The organism is Capnocytophaga cynodegmi DSM 19736 (genome assembly GCF_000379185.1).
Taxonomy (GTDB): Bacteria; Bacteroidota; Bacteroidia; order Flavobacteriales; family Flavobacteriaceae; genus Capnocytophaga; species Capnocytophaga cynodegmi.
Map to the genome: position 1 here is coordinate 1 of NZ_KB900709.1, position 13,262 is coordinate 13,262.

Here is a 13,262-nt window from a genome sequence, read left to right on the forward strand (position 1 = left end):
TGTAAAATAGAAATTATAAAAAAAATCTTCTTTTTCATTGTATAAAAAATAAAACCTCTATATATAACTTTATAGAGGTTTTGTAAATATAATTTTGATAGAATAATCTACTTCAAAAAGTTTGGGTATTTATTAGGATTTGCCTCGTGCATAATTCCATATACTTTTTCAAAAACGTCATCTACACTTGGTTTTGAAAAATAATCCCCATCAGTGCCATATGCGGTTCTGTGGTCTTTCGCAGTTAGCGTTTGCGGAGCACTATCCAAATACTGATACGCATTCTGTTCCTCCAAAACTCTTTGTAAAATATAAGCTGAAGCACCTCCTGAAACGTCTTCATCTACAATCAATAAACGATTAGTTTTAGCTACACTTTTTACAACATCGTGATTTAGGTCAAATGGTGAAAGTGATTGAGCATCAATTATTTCTGCACTAATACCAAATTTTTCTAATTCTTCAGCAGCTTGATTTACAATACGTAAGGTTGACCCATAAGAAACTATAGTAATATCCTTTCCTTCTTTTATCGTTTCAACAACTCCAATAGGCGTTTTAAATTCTCCAAGATTTACAGGAAGCTCTTCCTTAAGGCGATATCCATTCAAACATTCAATTACAACCGCAGGTTGATTTCCTTCTAACAAGGTGTTATAAAATCCTGCAGCTTTGGTCATATTACGCGGTGTTAATATATAAACTCCTCTTAATGAATGTAATAAAACTCCCATTGGTGAACCTGAGTGCCAAATCCCTTCTAATCGATGCCCACGAGTTCTGATAATCATAGGTGCCATTTGCCGACCAAATGTACGATAATGTAATGAAGCTAAATCATCGCTAAGTGTCTGTAAACCATAAAGTATATAATCCAAATATTGAATTTCAGCAATAGGACGCAATCCTCTCATTGCCATACCTATTCCCTGCCCCACAATGGTCGCCTCACGAATTCCTACGTCAGCAATACGTAACTCGCCGTATTTTTTCTGTAAGCCTTCTAAACTTTGGTTTACATCGCCAATATTTCCAGTATCTTCACCAAAAATGAGTAGATTAGAATACTTTGCAAATAGAGCATCAAAATTTTCACGCAAAACAATACGAGCATCTACCAAGTTTGAATTTTTGTCATAAACAGGTAGAACTTCCTTTACTGAAACAGGATTACTATCATTTTCAATATATAAATATTTACTATATTTAGGTTGAGTATCAATTGAGTAATTCTGAATCCATTTACGTAAATTTTTGGTGATTGAAGGTTGTTCGTAACGTAAATTTCGAAGTATTTTACGACCCGCACTTACAATATCTTTGCGTATAGGAGCCTTTATGCTAACTAATTCATTTCTAATTTCTTGAATTTCAGCTTTATGATTGGTAGCTTTGTTAATAAGCTCATCAATTACAGAAATGAACTCACTTCTTTCGCTTTTTATCGGATTGGTATACGCTTCCCAAGCTCGTTTTCTTCCTCCCGCTACCATTTTTTTAACTTCTTGTTCCATCTGAACAAGTTCTTCTTCTGTAGCAAATTCGCTCTTTAAGACCCATTCACGCATTTTGCGGTTACAATCGAATTCCTTTTCCCATTCGAGGCGTTCTTTTGTTTTATAGCGTTCGTGTGAACCTGAAGTTGAATGTCCTAAAGGTTGTGTGAGTTCTCTTACGTGAATAAGTACAGGAACGTGCTCAGTACGAGCTATATTTCCAGCTTTTTCAAAAGTCTCAATCAAAGCAGGATAATCCCAACCATTGACAACAAAAATTTCAAGTCCATTATTAGAATTTTTATCGCGTTGAAATCCTTTTAAAATCTCAGATATATTCTCTTTAGTAGTTTGATATTTTGCTGGTACAGAAATTCCGTAATCATCGTCCCATACACACATCACCATTGGTACCTGCATTACCCCTGCCGCATTGATTGTTTCAAAAAAATGCCCTTCGCTGGTACTTGCATTACCGATAGTTCCCCAAGCTACTTCGTTTCCGTTATCAGAAAAATTATCGTTTTGTATACCAGCTACTTCTCTATATATTTTTGAAGCCTGTGCCAATCCAAGTAAACGAGGCATTTGCCCTGCTGTACACGAAATGTCACTACTACTATTTTTCTGTTTTAATAAATTATTCCAATTTCCGTTTTCATCTAAACTATGAGTTGAAAAATGCCCTCCCATTTGTCTTCCAGCACTGGTTGGATCGGCTTGGATATCAGCGTGGGCATATAGTCCTGCAAAGAAATTCTCAATGGTGAAAGCCCCTATCGCCATCATAAAGGTTTGATCTCGGTAGTATCCACTTCGGAAGTCACCATTTTTAAAGGCTCGTGCCATTGCCAACTGAGGTAATTCTTTTCCATCACCAAAAATACCAAATTTAGCTTTTCCCGTGTGAACCTCTATTCTGCCTAAGGCACTACACTCTCTACTGATGAGAGCGGTTTTGTAATCTTCTAAAGCATAGCTCTTTAACGTGTTGTTAAGCAAATGCTTGGAGGTTGTATTCTTTTTTGTCATAGATTAAAGTTATAATAAGTTTTCAAATGTATTAATTTTTTGTCAAATAACCAAAAAATTATGAAAAATTAAGGTTATGAATATGATATAGTAAATTTATCTTCTAATTCCTTGTGAATTTATCCACTGATGATAAGCTTTACTATTGATAAGATGTTGATTATAAGTTCGTGCAAATTTGTGAAAACCTGGTTTTTCTATATCTGCTACAAAATAGAAAAAATCGTGTTTTTCAGGATTTAAAACAGCTTCAATAGATGAAACATCAGGCATTGCAATGGGTGCAGGAGGTAATCCTGCATATTTATAAGTGTTGTAGGGAGAATCAATCTCTAAATCTCGGTTTAAGACTCTTCTTATTATCGTGTCGTAATTTCCTGAATGTTCTTTTATTGCAAAAATCACGGTTGGGTCAGCCTGTAGTAACATATTTGATTTCAACCGATTAAGATATACTCCCGCTACCCTACTCCGCTCTGATACTTGAGCTGTTTCTTTTTGTACTATAGAAGCTAAAACACTCACTTGTTTCGGACTAAGATTTTGATTTTCAGCTTTTAATTTTTTTTCTTCTGTCCAAAAACGATTGTATTCCTTTAGCATTCTGTCCCTGAATTGGTCTGCTGATGTATTCCAAAAAAACTCATACGTGTTAGGTAAGTACATTGTGATGGCATCTTTATCACTAAATTGATTTTCAGATAAAAAAGAAGTTTCTAAAAAAGATTTCAATAGAGAAAGACTATCAGCCTCAATTTGCTGACTGATACGTCCTGCCAAATCTTGTAATCTATCTTGATTGTTGAAAGTCAATTTGATAGGTACATTTTTGCTTCTCAATGTATTGACAATATCATTATTATTACTTCCTCTTTTTATAATATACTTTCCTGCTTTTACATTGTGAGCGTATTTTTTTTGAATAGCAACTCGTTTAAAAGTTTCTATATCAGAAAGGTACGGACTTATTTTATGAATAACCTCATTAAAATCAGAACCTGTTGGGATATAGATAGTCACTTCCTTTTCCTGAAAATTCGTATTCGGACTTAAAACGGCGTTGTATACAAAATAAGAGAAAATCCCCAGAATAACTACTCCAATAACAGATGCGACAAGTATAATTCTTTTCAGATACATAGTTTTTTTATATTTAAAAATCAAATGATTTGGAAGTTTTAAGAACAAAGTCAGGAAAATTCATTAGTTTACAAACTTCCAAATCATTTTATAATCAATTAATTACTGATGTGTTTTTTTCAGTAAATCGTTTACCGTTTTTACTGGGTTAAAAGTAATCAATGGAACTTCAACAAAAATAGTTATCCAGTTTGCCATAGAGCCATTCCAAAGTCCTGGACGTTCAAGAGCTTTCAGTGGTTTTCCCATATAGGTTTTTCCTGTAATAAAAGCTTGTTTAGGGTCTTTAAACTCTTGTAAATCAAATTTTTCCCCTTTGAAGTTTTTTGTTCCACAAACTAAATCAACTGGATTAAAGTGTGTAGACTGCTGGAAAATCTCTTTTTGTTCAGCATTGCTCAAATCTACTTGTGCAGATTCAATAATTTGTAAGCTTAAGTTTCCATTGATATCTTTTACCCAAAATGGACCTCCACCAGGTTCCCCTTCATTTTTAACCATTCCACACAAACGAATTGGTCGATTGAGTTGTTCTTGAATGAATTCCAAAGCATAACGCCTTCTGAATTTATACAGATAATCAGGGACATAAATATTGATTTCTTTAAGAAAATTCAATATTTTTTTTACTTCTTTTTTCTTAACTTTATCGTTATCGATACGTTTTAAGATGTGGAAAACTTCTGATTGAATCTCAAGTAATTTTCCAGCTAAGGCTTCTTTATAAAAAACAGTTTCATCTGTGTATTTTTTAACTACAACATTATCAATATTTTTTATAAAAATTACATCAGCATCAACTTCATTAAGATTATCAAGCAAAGCCCCGTGACCCGACGGACGAAACAAAAGATTTCCATTCTCATCTCGGAAATATTCATTGTCTTCGGTAACAGAAACGGTATCTGTACTTGGTTTCTGATACGAAAAACTTACATCAAATTTAGTGTTATATCTCTTTTCAAGTTTTTCTTTGATTTCATTTAATTCTTTGTTGAATGCTTCTGTATGTTGTTCAGTAATAGTAAAATGCAAATGAGATGTATCCTCACCCGAAGCATACATTACCGATTCACGAAAATGCTCTTCAAAAGGAGTGACAATTTTTTCGGAATGCTTATGAAAAGGAAGTAGCCCTTTAGGTAAATTTCCATAATTTAATCCGTTTTCTCCAAGCAAAACAGATACAATCATATGTTTTTGATTGTCTTCATTTTGTATGTGAAAATCGGGAATATTTTTTGCTATATAATCCATTAAAATAGGATAAAAAGCGAATTTTTCCAGACCTTCAAAAAAAGCTTCAATTTCTTTATCACTTTTTCGATTGATATATGCTTTAAATGACTCTTTTTCAGGATTGTAATTATCTTTAAAAGCAAAAAGTGATTTGAACATCCGAGTGGCAGCTCCTGATGCAGGTACAAATTTCAAGATTGAAATACCTTTCTTTTTCTTTTGATAAAGTGCTGCATATTTAGCGGTTTCTTCTTTTGAGAAAGATAGAATTCCATTACCAATGGTCGCAGCAGCCTTTAACTCAATTGGAGGGACACCTTGTCTGAAAAGTTCTAACTGATTTTCAAGAACTTCCTCTGAAATTCCTTTTTTAGCCAATAACTCTTGGTCTTTTGATGTAAGTTTAGTCATTGTTTTTCAATATTTTATTAACAACCTCTTTTATAGTTTTCAAACGTTTTTCAAGGTCGCCTGTTATTATTACATATTTAATATTTTGTTTGTCAAGAATTTGCTTAAATTGAGCAAACATAAATTCACGTTCGTTGGGTTTATCACGCAAATCATCTGCTTGCCAAGGAACATCAATATCTGTCAAGAAAACGACATCATAATGATTTTCAAGTGCATATTCTTCAATTTCAGCCGAGCATTTTCCGTAGTAAATATACGAATAAATCATCAATTCAAGCAAATTTGTATCACAAAAAATAATTTTATTTGCTTTTTGTATAAGTTCATTTTCCGATGAAATTTGCCCTAATGCAATGGGTTCGAGGTCGTCCCAAGTACAGGTTTTACGTTTTTCGTCCCATTTTTTTTGTAGATACGTTCGCATAAACTCAGGAACCCATTTTGTTTCGAAATCCTTGGCGAGAGCTTTGCTAAGTGTAGTTTTTCCTGTAGACTCAGGTCCTACAAAAGCCACGCGAATTATATCACTTTCAATTTGTTTAAACTTCTTTTCCATTCAAAAAAGGCTGCAATTGCGATTATAGTAAAAATAAAATACTGAAATGAACTGAATACAAGTCCTTTATGATAATACAAGGGCACCGAAATAATATCGCCAATAATCCAGCAAATCCAATTTTCAATTTTTCGTTTAGCCATCAACCACATTCCAACCAAGAATATTGAAGTGGTAAAAATATCAATCCAATCTATCCAGGTAAAATATTGAAAACCAAAGGAAATACCTTCAGAAGAAAATCCATTATTGATGTAAGGCTTTAACAAATACACTCCCGTTACAAATACCCAACTGAACATAGCTAATCCAAAACTAATAAGCCAATCACGCCGAGTAGTTTTTGAAACTTCAATATGTACATTGTCTTTACTACTTTTTGCCCAAAGAATCCATCCGTAAATACTCATTATTGTATAGTAAAAATTAATAAGCATATCTCCAAAAAGCCGACTAATCCAAAGTAAATACACAAAAATAATTGTACTGATAATGCCTGTGGGATAGACCAGAATATTTCGTTTCTTACTGAAATAAACACTCAGAAGACCAAAAATCACACCGATGATTTCCAGCACAATAAGATGCGTTTCTACACCCTTATATTGAGCAAAAAACCAATCAAAAATGTGGTTCATAGTCGTATCTGTCTGATTTTACTATTTTTATGTACATCAATCCACGTTCAACAAGCTCCATAGCTTCTTTTATTTCAACAGTGAGTATATGCATTACCTTATCATAATCACCATAAACTTGTGTACTTAGCGGATTTTCAAGTACTTTTAAACCTGAATTTCGTAACTTTTTAATAAAATGAATAATAGGTTGTTCAAAATCATCTTGTAATGGACTGAATGTCAGTTCTACTGATATTTTCATAAATTTTATAGTTTAGAATGGTTAATGTTTTTCAATATATTTTTCTATAGTTTTTTCATAAAGATTTTCGTACATCGGAATGATTTTGCACTCGTCAAATCTTTTGGCAGAAATTTTTGCCTGTTTTTTAAATTGAGCTAAGCGGTTTTCATCTTCCAGAATGTAAATAGCGTTTTTACTCATTTCCCTAATGTCTCCAACAGGACTTAAAAATCCTGAAAAACCATTTTCATTTACTTCGTGTAAACCTCCTGCATTTGAAGAAATTACAGGAACGCCTGATGCCATTGCTTCCAGAGCTGAAAGCCCAAAACTTTCTGATTCTGATGGTAATAAAAATAGGTCAGAAGCACAAAGTAGTCTATCCACATCTAAAGTATTTCCCAAGAAAAGCACTTTATTTTTGATGCCTAATTGCTTACATTTATTCTCAGCAAACTCTCTTTCAGGTCCATCTCCTGCTAATATAAGTTTCGAAGGAATTTTTTGTTGTATTTGATAAAAAACTTCAATCACATCAGGAATTCGTTTTACTTTGCGGAAATTACTAATATGAGTTACAATTCGTTCGTTTTTTTGTGCCATTATAGAACGTTTGCACGGGGCTGTGTGCGTGTCTTTTCCTATATCAATAAAGTTCGGAATTACATAGATTTCTTTTTCAATATCAAACAAACGTAATGTATCTTGTTTTAAACTCTCTGAAACAGAAGTAACTACATCTGATTCATTAATACTGAAAGTAACTGCCTGTTTGTAATTCGGATGATTTCCTACTAAAGTTATATCTGTTCCGTGCAGAGTTGTAATCATCGGAATTTCAATACCTTCCTTTTTCAACATTTGCTTGGCCATATAACCTGCATAAGCGTGTGGAATGGCATAATGTACGTGTAAAATATCTATTTTATAGGCTTTTATTACGGAAACCATCTTACTGGAAAGTGCCAATTCATACGGCTGATAATGAAACAATGGATATTCTTCCACGTGTACTTCGTGAAAGTGAATATTCATTTCCAAATAGTCCAAACGTACTGGGTAGCTGTATGTTATAAAATGTACTTGATGTCCTTTTCGAGCTAAGGCAAGTCCTAATTCGGTTGCTACTACCCCACTTCCACCAAAGGTAGGGTAACAAACAATTGCTATATTCATCTAAAATTGATTTTTGTTGGCTTACCACCAAATATTCAATTCGTAAAAATATAAAAAAAATGAATAATCAACTGAAAAAAAACAAAAAGTTCTTCTTTAAAATATCGTTTTGAAAATATAAAATAATTAAATCATTGTAAACCAACATATAAATGATATCTCATAATATTTTGCTTTTACATCTTTTTTAAATTGACGTCAGAAGTTTTTTAAATATCAGCTATGATTGACTGACAAGTCAGCATTTTTTGCTCTTTATCAATAAAGAATTATCTTTGCACACAATTATGGGAAAGAAAAATCAGAAGTTAGTATTTGAAAATATAGAAGTCATCGATGCTGGGGCAAAGGGCAAAAGTGTAGCCAAAGCTCCTGACGGACGGGTTATTTTCCTGTCAGATGCTGTTCCAGGTGACGTAGTTGATGTGCAGACTACTAAAAAAAGAAACGCTTATTACGAAGGATTTGTAACAAAACTTCACAAATCATCAGAAAGGCGTACCGCACCCGTTTGTGAACATTTCGGGTATTGTGGGGGGTGCAAATGGCAGAATATGAGTTACGAACATCAACTTTTTTACAAACAAAAAGAAGTTGAAAATAATCTCAAACGCTTAGGAAAAATAGAACTCCCTGAAATACAACCTATTTTAGGCTCGGAAAAAATCTATTTTTACCGCAATAAAATGGAATTTTCTTTTTCGGATACGCGTTGGCTTACGCCTGAAGAGATAAAAGATTCAGAAAGTATTGACAATCGCAACGGCTTAGGTTTTCACATTTCAGGGGCTTGGGATAAAATTCTTGACGTTAAAAAATGCCATCTACAAGCCGACCCTTCCAACGCCATACGTTTGGCGGTAAAGCAGTTCGCTTTGAAACACGAAATGCCTTTCTATAGCCCTCGTAATCAGTCAGGTTTCTTACGTTCGATGATGATACGAACTGCTTCCACTGGTGAGCTTATGGTGGTTATTCAGTTTTTTGAGGAAAATAAAACTCAACGGGAGTTGCTGCTCGATTTTCTGTCAGAAAAATTCCCGCAAATTACATCGCTTCAATACATTATCAATGGAAAAGCAAACGATTCTATTTACGATCAAGAAATTATTTGCTACAAAGGACGCGATTATATCTATGAGGAAATGGAAGGTTTGCGGTTTAAAATCAATGCTAAGTCCTTCTATCAGACTAATTCCGAACAGGCTTATGAACTTTACAAAGTGGCTCGTGATTTTGCCCAGCTAACGGGAAATGAATTGGTGTACGACCTTTATACCGGAACGGGTACTATTGCTCAATTCGTGGCAAAGAAAGCCCGAAAAGTAGTTGGTGTAGAGGCAGTTCCGGAAGCTATTGAAGATGCCAAAGTCAATGCCCAAAACAATAATATTACGAACGTAAGTTTTTTTGTGGGAGATATGAAAAACGTTTTCAATGAGGCGTTTATAGCTGAAAACGGAGTACCTGACCTTATCATTACCGACCCACCTCGCGACGGAATGCACAAGGACGTGGTGCAACAAATCCTCAACATTGCTCCGCCTAAAGTGGTGTATGTGAGTTGTAATTCCGCCACGCAAGCACGTGATTTGGCGTTGATGGACGCAATGTACAAGGTCACCAAAGTGCAACCTGTCGATATGTTTCCGCAGACGCACCACGTAGAAAATGTAGTACTTTTGGAAAAACGATAAGAGCCGAAAATACGTTCCAAACAGAAACGTACGTACACTTTAAAAAAGATTGACGTGCGTTTGAAAATTTTCTGACGTCAAGAAATTTATTTTCTGACGTCAGTTTTTTTTCAAATTGACGTACGTTTTTTAGATTCCTGATGTTCATTTAATTATAAACATCATTTTTATTTGTTGATAATTGTACAACGAAGCTAATGTTTTATAAGTACATCTTTTTATTTTCTAACGGAAAGAAATTACAAGTTACACGTTTTCAGATTTATTTTTGTTGTGAAAATCAAAAACACTTTGACTGGAAAGTATTTTAACTTTGACGTCAAAGTGTTTTCAGTTTACAGGCAAAGTGTTTTTAGTTTGCCGTATGTTTTTTAATCATTGTCAGGCGAATTATTTTTCAGTTTCGGTAGAAGCTTCTTCATCTTGCTCAGCATTTAGTTTCGCTTCTTCTATATCAACTTCTTCAGGTTCCTTAGGTCCTTGAATTTTAATAGGTTGTTGTTTCTTTTCTTCCTCGCTAAAAATTTCATCTTTACTTGCGATTCGTTCGTCGCCTCGCCATATAAATTCTCGGAACTTGCGGTCGTTCTTATGAAGTTTGTCTTCTGGATATAAATCTCCTACAGGTTGTGTGATAAATACGACCTTCTCAACTTGTTGTTGCTCATCTAAATGCAGTTTGATGTGACTACAAGTGAGCTTGTTGATGCCTACCATTTCTTTTTTGTCATTGTAGACGTAATAGATAGATTCCGTATTTTGGAGGAAATCAATTTGCTTGAGCTGATTTTTCTTGAATTTGCCATACAGAACTTTTCCCTTTACTTGATTGTATCCGTCGCTCAGCGTATCTTTTTCAACCACGAGGGCATTATTGAACACTTTGAGCGAATCTAACTGTTCAGTTTTTGTATTGGCTATCAGGTGGATACTATCACCAGTCATTTGGCTCTCCCCTGTCCAAACCACAGGCTTACCTATAAGTTGAGTAAGTCCACTAAATTCGTTGGAATGGATAGAGTCACATTTTGCCTGCATATCCGATTTAAAAATACGAGCATCGGGGAACACTCTGATTGTTCTGTTCTGTTCCTTTCCTGTAACCAGTATCTTCTTTCCGTGCATATACATTGAATCTTTTTCAATCAATGAAATGATTACAGGTTTTTTGGTGATGAACATAGAGTCTTTCGCTTTGTGAATTTCGCCATAATGTCCCTTAACAATGGTATTATTGATGGTATCAATCACAACAATATTATTTGTCCCTGAGGCAAATTGTTTCTTCTTATCGAAGTACAAACTATCTCCTTTCAGTGTTTTTAAGTCGTAATCGATAGTTGCATTTTTCATAAAGTACCCTTCTTCTTTACGTGTATCGTAAAAGCCTCGTTCACAATAAACTTTATAGTCCTGCCCTGTAATTGTTGTCGCTCCGTAGAAGTAAGCATTTCCTGTGGGGTGATAGTAGTCCAATATTTGCGAGTCAACCACGAAATCTTTATTTACAATTTTTACTGAATTAGTAAATTGATTTTTCTTTTTGGTAATGAAGTACTTGCCTGTTTTGCTGGTCAGTTCGTTTTCCACATCGGTGATTTTACCGAAGTTGTTATAATAGGCTTCTTGTGTATTTCTGTCGAGGAAAAGCTCTTCTGTTTCAAGAGTCATTGTTTCGTTCTTCAGTACTACATTTTCTTTAGCTACAGCTGTTTTAAGGTTTCCGTTGTAGGAAATGTATTGGCTATTCATTTGTAAGGTATCCCCTTGCTGTACAAATATATCTCCGTGAGCAATCACAAGATTTTTTTCTTCATAAAGTACTGCCAGATTACACCAAATATCCAATCCTTGATGCCTGAACTGAACTTTATTTCCGTCGGATTTGAAAATGGTAGCTCCAGGATATTTTGCGTTATCAATAGTGAATTCACCTCCGTAGACAATCTCAATACGTTTTATTTTTGGGTCATTATTTTGAGCCAAAGAAGGTAAAGAAATTGCTAACAAACTGATGATAAATAAAATATATCTCATTCGGACAGGATTTGATACACGTATTTTAAAAAAATTATTTCTGATTTTTCTTTAAGAAGAAAGTATTAAAAACGATATTGCATTGTTATCCCAAACATAGGCTTTGCATTTATTTCATTTGATTCAAAGAAAGGTTCAAAAGAAAGACGCTCATCTACATTGAATTGCTTTAAGTGTGCATCTACATTGGCTTCGATGATATTCAAAGCATACAAACCTGCCGTAATTAACAGGGACAACTCCTGATTTCTTCTGTAAAATTGCTGAGCCCTACGCAAACCATCTGTACTTAAACGAGGCTGACCATCACTCCTATTTCCATAAAATTCGTCGTCGGTATGTCCTGCAATTCGCCTTTTATAAGCCGTTTGATATCTGTTAAATTCTTTCGTATTGCGAATGTAGAAATAAACTCCTGTACCAATGGCTCCATAAACGAGAGGAACTTTCCAATAACTTTTGTTATAAATTTGTCCCAAACCTGGAAGAATTGCGGAATAAAATGCTGCCTTAGCAGGAGAAAGAGGGTCTGTATTCCAAGTAGGTTGTTGTATCGTTTTAAATTCACTTTTTACAGCTTTAGCCTGTATTGTATCTTGCAAACCAGCTGATTGTGCATAAGATACATACAGGCCAAGCCACATTATAAATATGAAAACAATTGATTTAGACATTTTTATTCAACAAACTTTGAATACGTTTAAAATCTTCTTCCGAAGAAAAAGGAATTGTTAATGATCCTTTACCATTTTTAGCAACTTTCACAGAAACTTTAGTGCCAAAAAAGTGACTAAAATTGTCCAAATTTTCCTGAATATATGAAGGAATTCCTGCTTTTAGATTTTGGCTCTTAGAGGTTTCAATTTCTGACTTTTTACCTTCAGTAGTTTGCAAATCAGGATTTTGAATTCTGCGAACCAAATCTTCTGTTTCACGAACGGACAAATTTTGCGAAATAATTTCTTGATAAATATCCACCTGTTGTTCAGGATTTTCAATGGTAATTATGGCACGTCCGTGTCCCATAGAAATAAAACCATCACGAATTCCTGTTTGGATTACAGGAGCTAATTTTAAGAGTCTTAGGTAATTAGTGATTGTAGAGCGTTTTTTACCAACACGTTTGCTCATTTGGTCTTGAGTGAGATTAATTTCCTCAATTAGTCGTTGGTAAGAAAGTGCTATTTCAATTGGGTCTAAATCTTGGCGTTGGATATTTTCAACCAAAGCCATCGTCAAGGATTCGTTATCATCTGCGATACGAACATAAGCAGGAATGGTTTTCAGTCCAGCCAATTTTGAAGCTCTAAAACGACGCTCACCAGAAATTAATTCGAACTTATTAAATCCAATTTTCCGAACAGTAATTGGTTGAATAACACCTAATTCCTGAATAGATGAAGCCAACCCTTCAAGTTCTTCTTCATTAAAAGAAGTTCGGGGTTGAAAAGGATTTACTTCTATAAAATCAAGCTCCAATTCAATGATGTTACCTACTATTTTTTCAGCGTTTTTATCTTTTGCTGAATTAATGTCATTATCTGGGTTATTTCCAAATATGACAGAAACACCTCTTCCTAAGGCTTGTTTTTTGAATGTTTTAGCCATTTA

Annotated in this window: 11 protein-coding genes; 1 reads left to right on the plus strand and 10 read right to left on the minus strand. The window is 34.3% G+C overall.

The window, feature by feature from the left end:
* Positions 1 to 107: 107 nt before the first annotated feature.
* The 7 genes from YW9_RS0103900 to bshA all read right to left on the minus strand — a co-directional run bounded on the left by YW9_RS0103900 (position 108) and on the right by bshA (position 7,917).
* Positions 108 to 2,528, minus strand: coding sequence for an alpha-ketoacid dehydrogenase subunit alpha/beta (locus YW9_RS0103900; RefSeq protein ID WP_018278880.1), 2,421 nt, complete (start codon positions 2,526 to 2,528; stop codon positions 108 to 110).
* A gap of 96 nt (positions 2,529 to 2,624) precedes the next feature.
* On the minus strand, positions 2,625 to 3,668 hold the full coding sequence (gene mltG, locus YW9_RS0103905) for an endolytic transglycosylase MltG (protein WP_026193793.1): 1,044 nt from the start codon (positions 3,666 to 3,668) through the stop codon (positions 2,625 to 2,627).
* A gap of 102 nt (positions 3,669 to 3,770) precedes the next feature.
* A complete protein-coding gene (locus tag YW9_RS0103910; protein ID WP_018278882.1) occupies positions 3,771 to 5,318 on the minus strand; it encodes a DUF4301 family protein in 1,548 nt (515 codons plus the stop codon).
* Complete coding sequence (locus YW9_RS0103915; RefSeq protein WP_018278883.1) at positions 5,311 to 5,877, minus strand: AAA family ATPase; 567 nt, start codon at positions 5,875 to 5,877, stop codon at positions 5,311 to 5,313. Before YW9_RS0103915 ends, YW9_RS0103910 begins: the two co-directional genes overlap by 8 nt.
* The gene (gene pnuC, locus YW9_RS0103920) at positions 5,841 to 6,515 is read right to left on the minus strand and encodes a nicotinamide riboside transporter PnuC (RefSeq protein ID WP_018278884.1); all 675 of its coding nucleotides are present in this window, start codon (positions 6,513 to 6,515) and stop codon (positions 5,841 to 5,843) included. The genes YW9_RS0103915 and pnuC overlap by 37 nt, the downstream gene beginning before the upstream one ends.
* Positions 6,499 to 6,759, minus strand: coding sequence for a thiamine-binding protein (locus YW9_RS0103925; protein WP_018278885.1), 261 nt, complete (start codon positions 6,757 to 6,759; stop codon positions 6,499 to 6,501). The genes pnuC and YW9_RS0103925 overlap by 17 nt, the downstream gene beginning before the upstream one ends.
* Before the next feature lie 21 nt (positions 6,760 to 6,780).
* Entirely contained in the window at positions 6,781 to 7,917 is a 1,137-nt protein-coding gene (gene bshA / locus YW9_RS0103930) for an N-acetyl-alpha-D-glucosaminyl L-malate synthase BshA (protein WP_018278886.1), read from the minus strand.
* Between the two features lie 287 nt (positions 7,918 to 8,204).
* Here bshA and rlmD point away from each other — a divergent pair, with 287 nt between their 5' ends.
* Complete coding sequence (rlmD, locus tag YW9_RS0103935; RefSeq protein ID WP_018278887.1) at positions 8,205 to 9,614, plus strand: 23S rRNA (uracil(1939)-C(5))-methyltransferase RlmD; 1,410 nt, start codon at positions 8,205 to 8,207, stop codon at positions 9,612 to 9,614.
* A 390-nt stretch (positions 9,615 to 10,004) separates the two neighbouring features.
* Here the strand turns inward: rlmD and YW9_RS0103940 are convergent, their stop codons facing one another.
* The 3 genes from YW9_RS0103940 to YW9_RS0103950 all read right to left on the minus strand — a co-directional run bounded on the left by YW9_RS0103940 (position 10,005) and on the right by YW9_RS0103950 (position 13,259).
* Positions 10,005 to 11,651 carry an OstA-like protein gene (locus YW9_RS0103940; RefSeq protein ID WP_018278888.1) on the minus strand — a complete coding sequence of 549 codons (1,647 nt, stop codon included), beginning with the start codon at positions 11,649 to 11,651 and terminating at the stop codon, positions 10,005 to 10,007.
* A 65-nt stretch (positions 11,652 to 11,716) separates the two neighbouring features.
* Positions 11,717 to 12,325 carry a DUF5683 domain-containing protein gene (locus YW9_RS0103945; RefSeq protein ID WP_018278889.1) on the minus strand — a complete coding sequence of 203 codons (609 nt, stop codon included), beginning with the start codon at positions 12,323 to 12,325 and terminating at the stop codon, positions 11,717 to 11,719.
* Complete coding sequence (locus YW9_RS0103950; RefSeq protein ID WP_018278890.1) at positions 12,318 to 13,259, minus strand: ParB/RepB/Spo0J family partition protein; 942 nt, start codon at positions 13,257 to 13,259, stop codon at positions 12,318 to 12,320. The genes YW9_RS0103945 and YW9_RS0103950 overlap by 8 nt, the downstream gene beginning before the upstream one ends.
* Positions 13,260 to 13,262: the final 3 nt, after the last annotated feature.

What these genes read in the sequence shown, in the direction of transcription:
- YW9_RS0103940 (WP_018278888.1), bottom strand. Translation starts at nt 11,651, where the DNA reads ATGAGATATATTTTATTTATCATCAGTTTGTTAGCAATTTCTTTACCT.
- rlmD (WP_018278887.1), top strand. Translation starts at nt 8,205, where the DNA reads ATGGGAAAGAAAAATCAGAAGTTAGTATTTGAAAATATAGAAGTCATC.
- YW9_RS0103915 (WP_018278883.1), bottom strand. Translation starts at nt 5,877, where the DNA reads ATGGAAAAGAAGTTTAAACAAATTGAAAGTGATATAATTCGCGTGGCT.
- pnuC (WP_018278884.1), bottom strand. Translation starts at nt 6,515, where the DNA reads ATGAACCACATTTTTGATTGGTTTTTTGCTCAATATAAGGGTGTAGAA.
- YW9_RS0103925 (WP_018278885.1), bottom strand. Translation starts at nt 6,759, where the DNA reads ATGAAAATATCAGTAGAACTGACATTCAGTCCATTACAAGATGATTTT.
- mltG (WP_026193793.1), bottom strand. Translation starts at nt 3,668, where the DNA reads ATGTATCTGAAAAGAATTATACTTGTCGCATCTGTTATTGGAGTAGTT.
- bshA (WP_018278886.1), bottom strand. Translation starts at nt 7,917, where the DNA reads ATGAATATAGCAATTGTTTGTTACCCTACCTTTGGTGGAAGTGGGGTA.
- YW9_RS0103945 (WP_018278889.1), bottom strand. Translation starts at nt 12,325, where the DNA reads ATGTCTAAATCAATTGTTTTCATATTTATAATGTGGCTTGGCCTGTAT.
- YW9_RS0103950 (WP_018278890.1), bottom strand. Translation starts at nt 13,259, where the DNA reads ATGGCTAAAACATTCAAAAAACAAGCCTTAGGAAGAGGTGTTTCTGTC.
- YW9_RS0103910 (WP_018278882.1), bottom strand. Translation starts at nt 5,318, where the DNA reads ATGACTAAACTTACATCAAAAGACCAAGAGTTATTGGCTAAAAAAGGA.
- YW9_RS0103900 (WP_018278880.1), bottom strand. Translation starts at nt 2,528, where the DNA reads ATGACAAAAAAGAATACAACCTCCAAGCATTTGCTTAACAACACGTTA.